Source organism: Mesorhizobium sp. M1050, assembly GCF_040318715.1.
Classification (GTDB): domain Bacteria; phylum Pseudomonadota; class Alphaproteobacteria; order Rhizobiales; family Rhizobiaceae; genus Mesorhizobium.
Genome location: NZ_JAMYMV010000017.1, coordinates 1 through 16,001, shown reverse-complemented (window position 1 = coordinate 16,001; position 16,001 = coordinate 1). Strand labels below are relative to the sequence as shown.

The 16,001-nt window shown below is 64.0% G+C and carries 14 protein-coding genes; 4 read left to right on the top strand and 10 right to left on the bottom strand.

Translation table 11 applies throughout. The features are described 5' to 3' along the window. Positions 1 to 2: 2 nt before the first annotated feature. The 3 genes from NKH57_RS12365 to NKH57_RS12355 all read right to left on the bottom strand — a co-directional run bounded on the left by NKH57_RS12365 (position 3) and on the right by NKH57_RS12355 (position 4,168). Entirely contained in the window at positions 3 to 1,391 is a 1,389-nt protein-coding gene (locus tag NKH57_RS12365) for a M16 family metallopeptidase (RefSeq protein ID WP_352598924.1), read from the bottom strand. 115 nt (positions 1,392 to 1,506) lie between these two features. After that, the gene (gene rsmD, locus NKH57_RS12360; protein WP_031261126.1) at positions 1,507 to 2,061 is read right to left on the bottom strand and encodes a 16S rRNA (guanine(966)-N(2))-methyltransferase RsmD; all 555 of its coding nucleotides are present in this window, start codon (positions 2,059 to 2,061) and stop codon (positions 1,507 to 1,509) included. Positions 2,062 to 2,074: 13 nt separating this feature from the next. Continuing rightward, the gene (locus tag NKH57_RS12355; protein WP_352944478.1) at positions 2,075 to 4,168 is read right to left on the bottom strand and encodes a pseudouridine synthase; all 2,094 of its coding nucleotides are present in this window, start codon (positions 4,166 to 4,168) and stop codon (positions 2,075 to 2,077) included. 240 nt (positions 4,169 to 4,408) lie between these two features. On the opposite strand from NKH57_RS12355, the gene NKH57_RS12350 reads away from it, so the two are divergent. Further along, positions 4,409 to 4,858, top strand: coding sequence for a nucleoside deaminase (locus tag NKH57_RS12350; protein ID WP_352944476.1), 450 nt, complete (start codon positions 4,409 to 4,411; stop codon positions 4,856 to 4,858). A 48-nt stretch (positions 4,859 to 4,906) separates the two neighbouring features. On the opposite strand, the gene NKH57_RS12345 is transcribed toward NKH57_RS12350, so the two are convergent. From NKH57_RS12345 to NKH57_RS12335, 3 genes are all read right to left on the bottom strand, one after another. Then, the gene (locus NKH57_RS12345; protein WP_352598930.1) at positions 4,907 to 5,587 is read right to left on the bottom strand and encodes a hypothetical protein; all 681 of its coding nucleotides are present in this window, start codon (positions 5,585 to 5,587) and stop codon (positions 4,907 to 4,909) included. Between the two features lie 212 nt (positions 5,588 to 5,799). After that, positions 5,800 to 8,763, bottom strand: a complete 2,964-nt coding sequence (gene ileS / locus NKH57_RS12340; protein WP_352598932.1) for an isoleucine--tRNA ligase — start codon at positions 8,761 to 8,763, stop codon at positions 5,800 to 5,802. Between the two features lie 303 nt (positions 8,764 to 9,066). Beyond that, positions 9,067 to 9,873, bottom strand: coding sequence for a MipA/OmpV family protein (locus tag NKH57_RS12335; RefSeq protein WP_352944474.1), 807 nt, complete (start codon positions 9,871 to 9,873; stop codon positions 9,067 to 9,069). A gap of 191 nt (positions 9,874 to 10,064) precedes the next feature. On the opposite strand from NKH57_RS12335, the gene NKH57_RS12330 reads away from it, so the two are divergent. After that, complete coding sequence (locus NKH57_RS12330; RefSeq protein WP_352944472.1) at positions 10,065 to 10,619, top strand: HdeD family acid-resistance protein; 555 nt, start codon at positions 10,065 to 10,067, stop codon at positions 10,617 to 10,619. A gap of 58 nt (positions 10,620 to 10,677) precedes the next feature. Here the strand turns inward: NKH57_RS12330 and NKH57_RS12325 are convergent, their stop codons facing one another. Beyond that, positions 10,678 to 11,658, bottom strand: coding sequence for a bifunctional riboflavin kinase/FAD synthetase (locus NKH57_RS12325; RefSeq protein WP_352944470.1), 981 nt, complete (start codon positions 11,656 to 11,658; stop codon positions 10,678 to 10,680). Between the two features lie 6 nt (positions 11,659 to 11,664). Continuing rightward, positions 11,665 to 12,525 (bottom strand): TIGR01459 family HAD-type hydrolase, encoded by an 861-nt coding sequence (locus tag NKH57_RS12320; protein WP_352944468.1) that lies wholly within the window; start codon positions 12,523 to 12,525, stop codon positions 11,665 to 11,667. Between the two features lie 318 nt (positions 12,526 to 12,843). Here NKH57_RS12320 and NKH57_RS12315 point away from each other — a divergent pair, with 318 nt between their 5' ends. Together NKH57_RS12315 and NKH57_RS12310 are read left to right on the top strand one after the other, a co-directional pair. After that, positions 12,844 to 14,079 (top strand): TadE/TadG family type IV pilus assembly protein, encoded by a 1,236-nt coding sequence (locus tag NKH57_RS12315; RefSeq protein ID WP_352944466.1) that lies wholly within the window; start codon positions 12,844 to 12,846, stop codon positions 14,077 to 14,079. A gap of 162 nt (positions 14,080 to 14,241) precedes the next feature. After that, positions 14,242 to 14,874 (top strand): LysE family translocator, encoded by a 633-nt coding sequence (locus NKH57_RS12310; protein WP_352944464.1) that lies wholly within the window; start codon positions 14,242 to 14,244, stop codon positions 14,872 to 14,874. A gap of 10 nt (positions 14,875 to 14,884) precedes the next feature. On the opposite strand, the gene NKH57_RS12305 is transcribed toward NKH57_RS12310, so the two are convergent. Then, positions 14,885 to 15,712, bottom strand: coding sequence for a DUF2189 domain-containing protein (locus tag NKH57_RS12305; RefSeq protein WP_352944462.1), 828 nt, complete (start codon positions 15,710 to 15,712; stop codon positions 14,885 to 14,887). 86 nt (positions 15,713 to 15,798) lie between these two features. Further along, positions 15,799 to 16,001, bottom strand: a 203-nt coding sequence (locus tag NKH57_RS12300) for a hypothetical protein (protein ID WP_352944460.1), incomplete at its 5' end; no start/stop codon positions are given.

The following is a 16,001-nucleotide window of genomic DNA, read 5'->3' as shown; positions in this document are numbered from 1 at the left end:
AATCAATTCCCCGCCTGTTGCTGCGGCAAGAGATAACCGGTCGTCGACCGGGCAAGCACCAGATAGCGCGCGGCGACGGCCTTGACGTCTTGGGCGGTGACCTTGCCGATGCGATCCGGCCATTGCTGGACGTCCTGCACATTGCCGCCGGTGGCCAACGTCGAGCCGTAGATGTTGGCCATGGAATCCTGCTTGTCGCGGGCAAAGACCATCGACCTGATATAGCGGTCCTTGGCCTTTGCCAGCTCCGAGGGCGTCACGCCATCCCTGACGATGCGAGCCACCTCGGCATCGACCGCCGCCTCGAGATCGACGAGCTTGGCATCGCCGCGCGGCGAGCCGTAGATGGTGAAATTGGTGTCGTCGAGCATGGTGCCCTGGAAATAGGCGCCGGCGTTGGAGGCGATGCCTTGCTGCACGACGAGGGCCTGGTAGAGCCGGCTGCGGTTGCCGCCGCCGAGGATTTCCGCCAGCAGATCGAGCGCTTCCGCCTCGCCCGGCTTGCCCGAATGATAGGACGGCACCACCCATTGGGTGGAAAAGCTCGGCACGCTGACGCGGGCATCGGCGAGCGTTACCGTGCGCCTGGTGTTCTGCTCCGGTTCCACCGGGCGGATGCGCGGCGGTAAATCGGGGCCGCGCGCGACCTTGCCATAGGTCTTTTCGGCAAGCGTCCGCACCGTGTCCGGTTCGACATCGCCGGCCACGATCAGCACGGCGTTGTTGGGCCGGTAGTATTTGTCATAAAAGGCGGTGGCGTCGGTGCGGTTCAGCTGCCGCATTTCCTGCATCCAGCCGATGACCGGGATGCGATAGGGCTGGTTCTGCCACAGCGTGGCGTCGACCTCCTCGTCCAGCACGGCCTCGGGATTGTTGTCGATGCGCGAGCGGCGCTCCTCAAGGATGACGTCGCGCTCGGTTTTGATCACATCGTCGGTGAGGATGAGATTGCGCATGCGGTCGGCCTCGAAGCTCATCATCAGCTCGAGCGCCGACGGCACAACCGTCTCATGGAAGGCCGTGTAGTCGTAAGAGGTGAAGGCGTTGTTGGAGCCGCCGATGTCGGAGACGGCGCGGTCGAACTCGCCGGCCGCATGATGGGTCGTCGCCTTGAACATCAGGTGCTCGAAGAAATGGGCAATGCCGGACTTGCCCGGCGGCTCGTCGGCGCTGCCGATCTTGTACCAGACCATATGGGTGACGATCGGTGCGCGGTGGTCGGGAATGACGACGACCTCCATGCCGTTGTCGAGCAGGAAATCCGTGACCTTGAACGTGGCTGGAATCGTATCGGGCAAGACGAGGCTCTCGGCCAGCGCCGGGCCGGTCATGACGAAAGCCAGCGAGGTCGCCAGCAGAGTCCCGCGCAGCCATTCAGCCCTAGATGTCATCAACGGCTCCGATTTCCTTGGCAGACGATAGGCAGGGTATGAACCACAAGCAAAGTGAATTGTTGGCCATCTTGCCGTCAAAGGCGGCGGCAAAGAGGCCGGGCGTCAAAAGCTATCAGCCCGCCTCGATGAAGCGGATCACCGTCTCGCCGTAACTGCGCTCATCCAGCACGGAAAAGCCGGGGCCTGGCTCGAAGGGCGCCACTGCGGCCTCCTCGACCACGCACAGCGCGCCGGGACGGAGCCAGCCGCCGGCCTTGGCCGACTGCAGGGCACGCTCGCCAAGACCCTTGCCGTAGGGCGGGTCGGCGAAGACGAGGCCGAAGGGCGCAAGCGTGCCAGCCTCGCCGAGGCCGGTGGCATCACGGCGGAAGATCTTGGTACGGCCGGTCAGGCCGAAGGCCTCGACATTGTCGCGGATCAGGCCACGGCCTTCGGCCGACTCCTCGATGAAGACGCCGTAGGACGCACCGCGCGACAGTGCTTCGAGCCCGAGCGCACCGGTGCCGGCGAACAGGTCGAGCACGCGCGCTCCGTCGAGTTTCTCCGCGAAGCGATGCGCCAGCACGTTGAAGACGGCCTCGCGGGTGCGATCGGTCGTCGGACGGATGGCGCTTGAGCGAGGCGTCGCCAAGGGACGCCCGCGAAACTCACCGCCGACAATTCTCATCTCGCTTTGGGCCTCATTTCGTTCTGGGACCCTTCGGGCCGCCGCGCGGCCGCTCGCCGCCGCCCGGCTCGCCTCTCGGCTTGCCGAATGGCTTTGCGCCGGCCGGTTTGCCATAGGACGGCTTGAACGACGCCTTGCGCGCCTTGGCGTCAGCGGCCTTGGCCGCATCGGCTTCAGCCCTGCCCTTGCCGATCGGCCGCGCGCCCGGCGCCATCCAGACATTGGCCTTGCGCTGGCCGGGCGGCTCGATCGGCCGCTGCTCGCGCTCGGATTTCTTGCCACCGGGCTTGCCGCCAAAAGCACCACGCGGTTTGTCGCCAAAGCCGCCGCGCGGCTTGTCGCCAAAATTGCCGCGGGGCTTGTCGCCAAAGCTGCGCTCGGGCCGCGGGCCGCGTTCGCCGAAACTCTTTTCCGGTGCGGAGCTTCTGTCGGGACTGGTCGATAGCTTGCCCAGCGCCTCGTCGCGGCTGCCTTCGCGGCGTTTGCGGTTCTTGATCAAACCGCCCTCGCCGATCGGACGGCGCTCGCCATCACGGGTGAATTTTGGCCGTTCCGGCTCCGGCTCGCGGATTTCGGTGCGACGCACCGGCTTGTTGGAAAACGGCTTGGTGACCTCGGCGTCGAAATTGGCGCCGGATTCCTCGACCAGGCGCTCGCCAAGCTGGTCGCGCAGCACCCTGCCCTTGATCTCCAGCACATGGCCCTCGGCGAGGTCATCGAGCTGGAACGGACCGTAGGAGATGCGGATCAGCCGCGTCACATCAAGGCCGAGCGAGCCGAGGATGTTCCTGACTTCGCGGTTCTTGCCCTCGCGCAGGCCGATCGTCAGCCAGGCATTGGTGCCCTGCTCACGGTCGAGCGTCGCTTCGATGGCGCCGTAAAAGACACCGTCGACGGCAATGCCTTCGCGCAGGCCGGCAAGCGCGCTCTCCTCGACCTTGCCGTGGACGCGTACGCGGTAGCGGCGCAGCCAGCCGGTGGCCGGCAGTTCGAGCACGCGCGACAGGCCGCCATCGTTGGTAAGCAGCAGCAGGCCTTCGGTGTTGATGTCGAGCCGGCCGATGGTCATCAGCCGCGGCAATTCAGCCGGCAGCACGTCGAAAACAGTCTTGCGGCCCTCGGGATCGCGGTTGGTGGTGACGACGCCGGCCGGCTTGTGGAAGAGGAACAGGCGGGTGCGCTCGATCGGCGGGATTTCCATGCCGTCGAGATGGATGATGTCATCAGGCATGACATTGAAGGCCGGCGACGTCAGGGCGCGGCCATTGACCTTGACGCGACCGGCGGCGATCAGCTCCTCGGCATCACGGCGCGAGGCCAGACCGGCGCGCGCCAGCCGCTTGGCGATGCGTTCGCCTGCCTCTTCGGCAGCGTCGGCGGGACGCGGGCGTGGCTTGAAGCTGCCACCCGATGCGCTTTGCGGTCGATCGCCAAAGTCGCGCTTGGGACGGTCGCTGAAATCGCGCTTGGGGCGATCAGCGAAGTCGCGCGGTGCGCGGTCGCCAAAATCGCGCGTGGGGCGGTCGAAACGCTTTTCGCCGCCCTCCGCCGCTGCAGCCGGGCGGTCGCCACGCGGCGCATAGGGTTTGCGTGGCCCTTCGCGCTTTTCATAGCGTTTGCCTTCGGGGCGCGGGCCTTTGTGGAATGGTCTCTCACCGCGCGGAGCGCCACCCTCACCGGCTTCGCGCGGCTTGTAGTCGCGCTTCGGCCGTTCGCCTTCAGCCGCCATCGGCCGGTCGCCGCGCGGTGCATAGGGCTTGCGCGGCCCTTCGCGCTTTTCATAGGGCCTGCGCTCGCCTTCAGACGCCATCGGACGGTCGCCACGCGGTGCGTAGGGCTTGCGTGGTCCCTCACGCTTCTCAAAAGGCTTGCCTTCGGGACGCGGGCCTTTGCTGAATGGCCTGTCGCCGCCCTTGAAATCGCGCTTCGGCCGCTCGCCCTCGGCGGCCATCGGCCGATCGCCGCGCGGCGCGTAGGGTTTCTTGGCGCCAAAGGACGGCTTGCCGCCCTTGCCGGCGGCGCCATCACGGCCGCGGGGTCCCGCCGCTTTCGAGCCGCTCCTGGCCGGACCCTTCTTGGGTCGGAATTTCTTGTCGTTGTCGTCCATGTGGCCTTTGTCCGTTTGCGCTGCTACAGCGTGGCGCATCCCCTCGGGCGCGCAACGAACGCTGTAGCACTTTGATTTGGCGCATGATCATTTCCGAAAATCGAGTCCGATTTTCGGGTTGATGCGCTCAATAACAGGATCATCAGAGTTTGTCAGGGAAAAGTGGAGACCGGTTTTCCGGCAAGACAAACGAAAACCAAAAGCCGGGGGTGGCGAGGAGATAATCGGAATGGACACCAAGTGAAGCGACCGGATTTCATGGCGATGGCGCTGAAAGAGGCGGAAGCGGCAGCCTTGCGCGGCGAAGTGCCGGTCGGCGCCGTCATCGCCAACGGCGGCACGGTCGTTGCCAGTGCCGGCAACCGCACCCGCGAGCTTGCCGACCCCACGGCGCATGCCGAGATGCTGGTCATCCGCGAAGCCTGCCGCAAGCTGTCAGCGGAGCGGCTGACCGGCCATGATCTCTATGTAACGCTGGAGCCATGCGCCATGTGCGCCGGCGCTATTTCCTTCGCCCGGCTGCGCCGGCTTTATTTCGGCGCCGCCGATGACAAAGGCGGCGCGGTGGTCAATGGCGTGCGCTTCTTCGCCTCGCCAACCTGCCACCACACGCCCGACATCTATCCAGGGCTCGGCGAGACCGAAGCGGCCCTATTGCTCAAAGGATTTTTCCAGGAACGGCGCGACTGAACCGGGCGCAAGGCCGGTCAACGGCAGGCAACGCGGACCGTCCGTTTTTTAGAGCGACGGCAGCCAGTCGAACCAGCCGCTGCCCTTCTTGCCCTCCGCCTCTTTCTTCAGGCGGCGTTCCTTCTTGTACTCGTCCTCGCCAAGCTCGTTCTGCGGCGCCGTGCCGGCTGCGACACGATACTGCACCGGCGGTTCGCTCAGATATTTGCGGGTGTTCGGGTCGCCCTGCTTGCTGTCGGCAAGCCGGCGCTGGATCTCGGCGGCGCGACCCTTGTCTGAATCGGCTGGGCTCCACGCCGGCGGGTGGCTCGAGCCTGAATCCGCCATTGCCTTCTTCACCGAGGCCGGGTCGGTCTGCACGTCGTCGACGATCTCCGACTGGTAAGCCGGGTCGTTCTGGTGGGCGGTGGCGTCGGCGCGCAAGCGGGCGCGGCGCTGCTCGGGCGATTCGGGCCATTCGGCGCTCGCCGTCTCGATGCTGTCCTGCGGCGCCGGCAGCGCTTCCTTCTGGCCTGGCGCCGGTTTCACCAGCGTCGGACGCGGCTTGTAGTCGATCTGCTCCTTGTGCTTCGGCGCGATCGAAAAGGCGCCGGTCAGATCGCCAGCCAGCTGTTCGCCGGCGGTCTTGTCGGTGCCATAGGTCGGAGAGCCCATGCAGCCGGACAAAGCCAGGCCCGATGCGACAAGCGGCGCCAGCAGCGCCAGGCGCGCATTATATCTCTCGGTCATGCCAAAAAGTCCCACTCTAGACAGCCCTTTCGATTGCCACCGGCGTTGTGACCGGTTCCCATCGTCCAAGCACTTGCGACTGAAATCCGGCGACAATTTGTCTTCCGAAGTTTCGCGTGTTTACCTCAACCAGTCGTTAAGGGCAACGCGCGGGCGGTTTTCGCCCGCCCGGCGTGGCATTTGTGCACCCATCAACCTGGCTGGCTGGCCTGTCAAAGCCGGCCAAGCGCCTTCAATTCGTGCAGCACCGCCGCATCGCGCGCCGAAACGTCGGGGAATTCCGGATCCTGACCGACATCCGCGGTGTAGCGCCAGGAGCGTGCGCATTTCACCAAGCTGCGGTCCTCGGCCTTTTCGACCACCACGGCGACACCCCTGACGTCGTCAAGCGTGAAGGCTCCCACAGGCGTTTGCCCATGAGCGATTACCAGATCGCTGGTGATCGCCATCTCGGCCATGTCGACATCCGATATCGCCGCTTCGAGTGCCGCATCGTTGATGGTGACGACCGGCACCGCTTCCAGCGACGACCCAATCACCTTCTGGGCGCGCGCGATCTCCAGCGCGCCGGTGACGACGCGTCGCACCTGCCGCACCTTGCGCCACTTTTCGGCCAGCGCCTCGTTCTTCCAGTCCGCCGGGATTTGCGGGAACTGGTCGAGATGCAGCGAGACGGCGTCAGGATGACGGTCAAGCCAGGCCTCTTCCATGGTGAAGGGCAGCATCGGAGCCAGCCATTTCGCCAGACAGTCGAAGAGATGGCGCACCACTTGCACCGAAGCCTTGCGCTTCACGCTCGAGGGCGCGTCGCAGTAGAGCGCGTCCTTGCGGATGTCGAAGTAGAAGGCCGACAGCTCGACCACCATGAAATCGAGCAGCATACGGGTGATGCGCTTGAATTCGAAAGCGTCGTAGCCCGCGCGCACGACCTCATCGAGTTCGGCAAGCCGGTGCAGCATCAGCCGCTCCAGCTCCGGCATTTTCTCCAGCGGCACCTCCTCGCCATCGTCATGGGCAAGCGTGCCCAGCATCCAGCGGATGGTGTTGCGCAGCTTGCGGTAGGCGTCGATGTTGGTCTGCAGCACATTCTTGCCGAGGCGCTGATCCTCCCAATAGTCCGTCGTCACCACCCACAAGCGCAGGATGTCGGCGCCCGACTGCTTGATGACGTCCTGCGGCACCACGGTGTTGCCAAGCGACTTCGACATCTTGCGGCCGTCCTCGTCCATGGTGAAGCCATGGGTGACGACGGTTTCGTAAGGCGCCCTGCCCCTGGTGCCGCAGCTTTCCAGCAGCGAGGAGTGGAACCAGCCACGATGCTGATCGGAGCCTTCGAGATAGACGTCGGCCGGCCATTTCAGATCCGGACGATCCTCCAGCGTGAAGGCGTGGGTCGAGCCCGAATCGAACCAGACGTCCAGGATGTCCATCACCTGCTTCCACCTGGACGCATCGTGATTGCCGAGGAAGCGTTCCCTGGCGCCGGCGGCGAACCAGGCGTCGGCACCCTCCTTCTCGAATGCGTCCATGATGCGCTGGTTGACCGCCTCGTCCTTCAGCACATTGCCGTCGGCATCTGCGAAGACGGCGATCGGCACGCCCCAGGCGCGCTGGCGCGACAGCACCCAGTCGGGACGTTCCTCGATCATTGCGCGGATGCGGTTCTGGCCGGCGGCGGGCACGAAACGGGTGTCGTCGATCGCTTTCAGCGCACGGCTGCGCAGCGTCGAGCCGTCGCCGAGATCCTTGTCCATATAGACGAACCATTGCGGCGTGTTGCGGAAGATGATCGGCTTCTTCGACCGCCAGGAATGCGGGTAGGAGTGTTTCAGCCGGCCGCGCGCGAACAGCGCGTTGCGCTTGATCAGCTCGTCGATGACGGCCTGGTTGGCGTTGCCCTTCTTGCCGTTGTCGTCAATGACGCGCGCCGGTCCACCCTCGCGGTCCGGTCCGAAACCCGGCGCGTCCTTGGTGAAGAAGCCGCCGTCGTCGACGGCGAACGGGATGGCGCTGTCGATGCCGCGTGCGCGCAAATCCACCGCCGCATCCATCCAGGCGTCAAAGTCCTCGCGGCCGTGTCCGGGTGCGGTGTGGACGAAGCCGGTGCCGGCATCGTCGGTGACATGGTCGCCGGCGAGCATCGGCACGGCAAATTCGTAGCCGCCGCCAAGCCCCTTGAACGGATGCGAAAGCGTAAGGCTTCCAAGCTCTTGCGCCGAAACGCTGCGAAGTCGATCCAGGGTGACCTTGGCCTTGGCCGAGGAGTCTTCGGCCAATGCATCGGCGAAAATCAGCTTTTCACCCGGCTGCGGGCCGAACGCGTTCTCGGCCGCCATTACCTCGTAGAGGCCGTAGCTGATGCGCGGCGAATAATTGACTGCCCGGTTGCCCGGGATCGTCCACGGCGTCGTCGTCCAGATGACGACATGGGCCTGCAGCAGATCGAGCGCTCCTTCCGTCAGTTTGGTCTCGCCCCCTTCGATTGGGCGGACGAGGCTGGCGACCGGAAACTTCACCCAGATCGTGTCGGACTCATAGTCCTGGTACTCGACCTCGGCTTCGGCCAGCGCCGTGCGCTCGACCACGCTCCACATCACGGGCTTCGAGCCGCGATAGAGCTGGCCCGACATGGCGAATTTCAACAGCTCGCCGGCGATGCGCGCCTCGGCGTGGAATGCCATCGTCGTATAGGGATTCTTGAAGTCGCCGATGACGCCGAGCCGCTGGAACTCACCGCCCTGCACCGAAATCCAATGCGCGGCGAATTCACGGCATTCCTTGCGGAATTCGTTGACCGGCACCTCGTCCTTGTTCTTGCCCTTGGCGCGATACTGCTCCTCGATCTTCCATTCGATCGGCAGACCGTGGCAATCCCAGCCGGGCACATAGTTCGAGTCATAGCCGCGCATCTGGAACGAGCGGGTGATGACGTCCTTGAGGATCTTGTTCAGCGCGTGGCCGATATGGATGTTGCCATTGGCGTAGGGCGGGCCGTCATGCAGCACGTATTTCGTACGGCCGGCCGCGCTCTCGCGCAGCTTGCGGTAGAGGTCCATATCCTGCCAGCGCTTGACCAGCAGAGGCTCCTTCTCCGGCAAGCCGGCGCGCATCGGGAAATCCGTTTGCGGCAGATAAAGCGTCTTGGAATAATCGATCGTTTCTTTGGTGTCGGTCATCGCTGTATCGGTCATTGATCTGCCATGTGCATTTGCCCGGCGGCTAAGCAGCTCGGGCGTTGAACTATACTTTTACGCATGTCGTTTTCCCAAAACCGGGGCCACTTTTGGGCGACATGCCTTATGATCTGGAAAAGCGCGAGAGGCCGCGCGCAACATTCCCGGCGGTTCCGGCGACCTTCAGGCCGCCCGGAACACCGGGCTCATAATTCGTATCGTCAGCCTGCAAAGGCGCGAAAAGCTCGTCATGCCCCGGCTTTTAGCGGAGATGAGCGCAGGAATAAAGCGTCTCGTTCGATTCACTTACATCGTGAAATCGAAGCGATAGGTGGTCGACACGCCGATCATGAACTGATTGCGGTCGCCGCGTTCCTTGACCAGGCTGGAATCGGCGGCCGGTCCCATCAGGCGCGAATATTCGCCAAACAGGCTGGCGGTCATCGGCTCGGTCACCTTCCAGGTTATTGCGCCGCCGAGGCCGGTCGATTTCAGGCCGCCACCGGGGTGATATTCGCTAAGGCCCGAGGCCACGGCTTCCTGCGCGTCGACGCCATAGTAGGCGTCGAAGTAACCGGCCGAGGCGAATGAAACACGCGGTCCGCCCGAAATCCTGAGGGTTGGCGTCACATCGTAGAAAGCGTCGGCAGAGATGTCGGCGACAAAGCCGTTGTGAGCGCGAATGCCGTGGCGCAGCTCGGCGCGGGCACGCAGCCAATCCGTCGGATAGAATTCGAAGAAGCCGCCGACTTCGCCGCCCCAGCGCACCGGATCGAGGCCTTTCAACTCATCAGCATTGTCATCGTCACGGGAAAACAGGAATTTGCCGGTCAGGCCGGCGCGGACACCGCCATCGTCGACCAGCGCCAGCGAGATGTTGTCGTTGCGCGAGGTGAAACGTGCCGCCGGTCCGACCTTGCCCAGCGATATGATCGGAGAAGCGCTGAGCAGATACTTCTTGCCGCCCTCGAAGTTCGGCGCCACCATGCCCGTGGCGCCAACTGTCAGATACCAGTCACCGGACAACCAGCTGCCCTCGCCCGCATTGGCAGTGCCCGCCCAACCGACCAGCGCTGCGGCCAACACCAGAGAGATTTTTCCGACCGGACTCATGGCCACTCCACTAACACGACGCACACCGTTACCGATGACAGCTTTGACGGCCGTTTGGTAAAATTTGATTTAAACCCGAGACATCGGCTGGGTTTGCGACGATCCCTCACTGCCGGCCATCGACTGGACGCTGACCGGCGCCGGGACTAACGTCCGGCATCATCCCGCAGCCCTTGGTGGAGACCGCGACAATGACCCTGAATGGCGACGCCTTGAAAATCGCGATCGAACAGACCCGGACAAAATGGGGGTGGTTTGTCGCGCTCGGCGTGCTGCTGCTCATCTTCGGCGGCATTGCATTCGGCAATCTGTTCATCGCCACGGTGGCTTCGGTCTACGTCGTGGGATGGCTGATGCTGGTGGCGGGCGTCATCGAGATCGTGCATGCGTTCGGGGTCAAGACGTGGGGCCGCTTCTTCTACTGGCTGCTCAGCGGATTGCTCTATGCCGTCGCAGGCTTCTTCGCTTTCAACAATCCGCTGCTTGCCTCGGCGGTGCTGACGTTCCTGCTGGCGATCGCGCTGGTCGCGTCAGGCGTGCTCAGGGCCTGGGTCGGCTACAGCCACCGGCCGCAACGCGGCTGGGGCTGGGTCGTCGCGGCCGGTGTCATCAGCGCACTTGCCGGCCTGGTCATCGCCATGGGCTGGCCGGTCAACAGCCTGTGGGTGCTCGGGCTCTTCCTGGCGATCGACCTGATCTTCCAAGGCTGGACCTTCATTGCCGTCGGTTTGGCGCTGAAAAGGTAGTGTCCCGTTTGTGCATGATCTGGTCCGAAAACCGGTTCCCACTTTTCGGGATCATGGTTCAAAAGGCTATAGCAGCGTCAAGGTCGGAGAGCGGCTTGACGCCGGCAAGCAGCGTGCGCGCCTCGGCTTCATCGCGCTTCATCTGCGCGACCAGCGCGTCGAGCCCTTCGAACTTCACCTCGGGGCGCAGGAACCCGAAGAAGGAAACCCGGCAGATCTCGCCATAGAGATCCCCGGAGAAATCAAAGACGAAGGTTTCCAGCAGCGGCGCACCATTGTCGTCGACCGTCGGGCGACGGCCGAAGCTGGCGACACCGTCGTGAAGCGTGCCGTCAGCGCGGCGAAAGCTGACGGCATAGATGCCCTCCTTCAGGGCGGCTTCGGCCGACAGCCTCATATTCGCAGTCGGAAAGCCAAGTGTGCGGCCGAGTTGCTGGCCGCCGACCACCTCGCTTTCGACGGTGAAGTGATAGCCGAGCAGTCCGGCGGCCTCGGCCACCTCGCCCTCGCTCAGCAACCCGCGGATGCGGCTGGACGAGATCACCTCGGCGCCCTCGTCACGGAAGGCGTCGACGAGCGTGACGCCGAAGCCGTGACGCTCGCCGGCTGCCATCAGGTAAGCCGGACCGCCTTGACGATCCTTGCCGAAATGGAAATCGAACCCGGTCACGGAGTGGGTTATGCCAAGGTTCTTTTCCAGCACATCGGTCACGAATGCTTCTGCCGACAGCGAGGCGAAGTCGCGTGTGAACGGCTGTTCGACGAGCGCGGCAAAACCCAGCAGGGACAGGAGCCGCGCTTTCATCGGCGGCGGCGTCAGCACGAACAACGGTATTTCGGGCCTGAAAATCTTGCGCGGGTGCGGTTCAAATGTCAGCACCAGGGCCGGCACCCCGCGCCGCCCGGCTTCAGTCAATGCCCGCTCGAGCACCGCCTGATGACCGCGATGGACGCCATCGAAATTGCCGATCGCCACCACGCCGCCGCGCAGGTCGGCGGGCAGCGGTGCGGTTGCGAGAATGTGTTGGAAAGCTGCCATAGTCACCTACCGCAGTCTGGGAATGACGGCCACCGGACGATATCCATGCTTTTCCAGGAAGGCCGCCAGCCTTGCCGGATCCGGTTGAAGTGCGTCGCCATAGTCGCGGGCATGGATACCGCCGGAGACATAGAGAACGTCGAAACCATTGTCGGCAGCGCCCTTCACATCCGTCATCATTCCGTCGCCGATGGCCAGCACCTGGCCGCGCTCGACCGGCCGGCCGAGAAGCTCCACAACCTCCTTCATGGCGACGTTGTAGATCGGCGCGTAGGGTTTTCCGGCGATCAATGTGCGGCCGCCGAGTTGGGCATAAACGCGTGCCAGCGCGCCGGCACACCAGATGAGGCGTTCGCCACGCTCGACCACGATGTCGGGATTTGCACAGATGAAGGGCAGGTTCCTGGCGCGCAGCCGCCGCAGAAGCTCGGTGTAATCCTCGGGCTTCTCGACCTCGTCATCGAATAGACCGGTGCAGACGACGCCGGACGCCTCGAATTCCTCGACAAGTTCGACGTCGAGACCTTCATAGAGGGTGAAGTCACGGTCGGCGCCGATATGGAAAATCTTGCGCGGGCCCTCGGCGATCAAATCTCGGGTCACGTCGCCCGACGTGACCACCCGGTCGTAGGCTGATAGTGGAACGCCGATCGCGTTCATCTGCGCCACGACATCGGCACTTCTGCGCGGCGAATTGGTGATCAGGACGACGGGGATTTCTACCTCTCGAGCCCTCGCAAGCGCCGAGGTCGCCACCGGGAAATGGCTCTCGCCATTGTGGACCACGCCCCAGACATCGCACAGGATTGCCGAATAGGTCTTCGACACGTCTTCGAGCGAGCCGATGATTTCAGGCGAATCCGCCATGCCATTTCCTTTAGTCATGATCACCACGAGCACCACGGCCGACGGTTCGCCGCAGCCGGTTCGGATTAGCCGAACCGCCCCGGCCTGTCACCCGCTTTCGGCGTGGCCGCGAGAGCGGTAGCGGATGCCTCGCACAAAGGAGTGCGGCGCCGATGTTTTCGCCGCTTCAGAGAGTTGTCACGGCGGCGCATTACTGTGCCGTCGAGGCCGCATGGTTAACGAACCATCAAAGAGCTGGCCGGTCTTTGAGGCATCCAGCAACATGAAATTTAGCATTTTGTCAGCATTGTCATGCCGAAAACTGGCTTCTGGGCAGGGATGCTGAAGGCGATGATCCTCAGATTCGCGCGCGACAGGCGCGGCAACTTCGCCTTGGCGACCGCCATAGCGATGCTGCCGATAATGGTCGGCGTGGCCGGCATCATGGATCTGGTGGGCACGAGCGACGACGCCGCGCAATTGCAGAACTCACTGGACGCGGCTGGGCTCGCCGTCGGCACGAAGTACTCGCCCGGCATGACGGCAGGTGATGTCCGGGCGCTCGGGCTGACATTTTTCTCGGCCAACATGAGCACCGCCGACCAGCAGGAATATTCGGGCAGCGTCTCCAACTTTTCGGCGGCAGCCAGCCGGGACGCGAGCGCCTACTACATCTCGGTTTCCTCCAGCATCAGCCGAGCAAGCTTTATCCGCGGCGCGCCGTCCTGGCAGGCTCACCGCTCCGCCTCGGTCAAACTGGAACCCGGCGCGCAAGCCTGCGTGCTGGCGCTCGATCCGCAGGCATCGGCCGCCGTGAGCCTGCAGGGCTCGACCAATGTCTCGATGACCAACTGCGTGATCGCGGCAAACTCCGATGCGTCCGATGCTGTGAACAGAGGCGGTTCCGCGCTGGTTTCAGCGGGCTGCGTCTCGACCGTCGGCGGCACTTCCGGCCTTTCGTTACCCAACGCCAATCTCACCTGTGGAACGCCGCTCGAACATCAATATGCGTCGTTTGATCCTTTGGCCGACGTCGTCCCTCCTCCCTTCACATTGTGTCTGCCGGTCCCGAACGGGAACGGCAAGACCTACAGGCTGTCACCCGGCACCTATTGCGACAAAACATTGTCGGGAAACATCACACTTGATCCGGGCGTCTACATCCTGCGCGGCACCGCCATCAAGCCCGGAGGCAACGGTAGCCTGACCGGCCAGGGCGTGACTATATTCCTCATGGAGGGCGCACAGATCTACATAAACGCCAATGAGCAGGTGAACCTTTCCCCGCCGACCAGCGGCCCTTACGCCGGCATCACCATTTTCGAGGATCGCGGGAACACGTCCGCCCTGACGCTGAATGGCGGCGCAAATTCCGTGATCAGCGGCTTCGTCTATGCGCCTGACGCTCCCATTTCCTACGCCGGCAACTCGGATATGAGCGGCCAAGGCGACTGCCTGAGACTTGTTGGCAAGACCGTGCAGATGACGGGAAACTCATCCGTCAGAACGGATTGCACGGCCGCTCTTGGAAATCGCGAGATGTATGCTAGCCGCCGTATTACTCTCGTGAAATGAAAGAAGTCTCCGAACATTTGACCCACATCGTCGGTTGATGCGAAGGCATCGGCAACCAACTGGCGCAACGGCTGGCGCAACCATGCTCTTGCGCGCGCCTGCCGGGACAGGCACATCTCAACGGCTCGCGGGATCATGTACCCACGGCAGGGGAACGAACCGATGCCCGAAACCGCCAATCATCTCGCCTTCGCGCTGGTCTGCCTCGGCATGGTGCTGACGCCGGGCCCCAACATGATCTATCTGATCTCGCGTTCCCTGTCGCAAGGGCCGAAGGCCGGGCTGATCTCGCTCGGTGGCGTGGCGCTCGGCTTTCTCTTCTATGTGCTGGCGGCGGCCTTCGGCATCACCGCACTGCTGCTCGCCGTGCCCTATGCCTATGACGCGCTGCGCTTTGCCGGTGTGCTCTATCTCCTTTGGCTTGCCTGGCAGGCGGTGAAGCCGGGCGGGCGTTCGCCATTCCAGGTGCGCGAACTGCCAAGGGATAGGCCGCGCAAGCTGTTCGCGATGGGCCTGATGACCAATCTGCTCAATCCGAAGGTGGCCGTGCTGTATCTGTCGCTGCTGCCGCAGTTCATTAGCCCGGGCAAAGGCCATGTCCTGTCGCAGCTTCTGGTGCTGGGCGCCACGCAGATCACGATCAGCCTCAGCGTCAATGCCATCATCGCGGTGACGGCCGGTTCGATCGCTACCTTCCTCGCCGGCCGGCCGCTATGGCTGGTCATCCAGCGCTGGATGATGGGCACCGTGCTGGCGGCCCTGGCGCTGAAGATGGCGACCGACGCGCAGCGCTGAGAGCGCTTCGTTACATCGGCCTCTTTGGCTGCTGCGCGCGCTCCGGCTCGACCACCTTGCGGTAGAGATGCCAGGTGGCATGGCCGAGCACCGGCATGACCACCGCGAGCCCGGCAAACACCGGGATCGAGCCGATCACCAGAAGCACGGCGACCATCAGCCCCCATAGCGCCATCTGCAGCGGATTGGTCAGGACCGCCCGCGCCGAGGTCTCGATGGCCGAAACGGCGCCGACATCGCGGTCGAGCAGCAGCGGGAAGGCAATCACGGTGGTGGCCAGCACGACCGCGGCGAAGACAAAACCCGCAGCATTGCCGGCAAGGATCAGCGTCCAGCCCTTGCTGGTCGTCAGCACCTCGCGGACGAAGCCGCCGATCGAGGACGGGGGCCGATCGCCGAACAGGCCAGTGTAGATCGACTGGGCGGTGTACAGCCACAATAGGAACAGCGCGACCAGCATCACCCCGATCACCACGATCGACGGAATCGCCGGCGAGCGGCGCACGTCAAGGGCATGCCACCAGGAGGTGTCCATGCCGAGCTCGCGCCGGCGGCTGATCTCGTAAAGGCCGATCGCGGCAAACGGCCCAACCAGCGCGAAACCCGACATCAGGGGGTAGATGAGCTGGATGGCATTGGCGCCAGACGACGTCCACCGCGTCAGGATCAGGCCGACTATGGGATAGATCAGGCACAGGAACACGTAATGCGATGGCTTTGCCCAGAAATCCTCGGCGCCGAGGCGCAGTGCATCCCAAAGGTCCGACGTGGTAATGCGCCGCACTGCTGGCTGCACATGCATTCCACGTGCGTCCGCCATGACATGAAAGCCGGCCATAACCTTCCTCCCGTATGTCGGGGCGGTCACCGCCAGGATGGCCGCCCGGAGCTGCCACTTTTCGTTCAAGCGCTATTCTAGTCGATTTAGAGCCGCTTGTCGCCAAGTCCATGGATCGGGTTGGGGTTGATTCCGGTTCTCTCCCCGGATCGGCAACCGGCATTGCAGTCGCGGGGGGGGGGGGGGGGGGGGGGGGGGGGGGGGGGGGGGGGGGGGCGGGGGGGCGGGGGGGGGGGGGGGGGGGGGGGGGGGGTGGGGGGGGGGGGGGGGGGGGGGGGGGGGGGGGGGG

Coding starts and splice junctions, on each gene's coding strand:
- NKH57_RS12365 (WP_352598924.1), bottom strand. CDS start 1,391: ATGACATCTAGGGCTGAATGGCTGCGCGGGACTCTGCTGGCGACCTCG.
- rsmD (WP_031261126.1), bottom strand. CDS start 2,061: ATGAGAATTGTCGGCGGTGAGTTTCGCGGGCGTCCCTTGGCGACGCCT.
- NKH57_RS12355 (WP_352944478.1), bottom strand. CDS start 4,168: ATGGACGACAACGACAAGAAATTCCGACCCAAGAAGGGTCCGGCCAGG.
- NKH57_RS12345 (WP_352598930.1), bottom strand. CDS start 5,587: ATGACCGAGAGATATAATGCGCGCCTGGCGCTGCTGGCGCCGCTTGTC.
- ileS (WP_352598932.1), bottom strand. CDS start 8,763: ATGACCGACACCAAAGAAACGATCGATTATTCCAAGACGCTTTATCTG.
- NKH57_RS12335 (WP_352944474.1), bottom strand. CDS start 9,873: ATGAGTCCGGTCGGAAAAATCTCTCTGGTGTTGGCCGCAGCGCTGGTC.
- NKH57_RS12330 (WP_352944472.1), top strand. CDS start 10,065: ATGACCCTGAATGGCGACGCCTTGAAAATCGCGATCGAACAGACCCGG.
- NKH57_RS12325 (WP_352944470.1), bottom strand. CDS start 11,658: ATGGCAGCTTTCCAACACATTCTCGCAACCGCACCGCTGCCCGCCGAC.
- NKH57_RS12320 (WP_352944468.1), bottom strand. CDS start 12,525: ATGGCGGATTCGCCTGAAATCATCGGCTCGCTCGAAGACGTGTCGAAG.
- NKH57_RS12315 (WP_352944466.1), top strand. CDS start 12,844: ATGCTGAAGGCGATGATCCTCAGATTCGCGCGCGACAGGCGCGGCAAC.
- NKH57_RS12310 (WP_352944464.1), top strand. CDS start 14,242: ATGCCCGAAACCGCCAATCATCTCGCCTTCGCGCTGGTCTGCCTCGGC.
- NKH57_RS12305 (WP_352944462.1), bottom strand. CDS start 15,712: ATGGCCGGCTTTCATGTCATGGCGGACGCACGTGGAATGCATGTGCAG.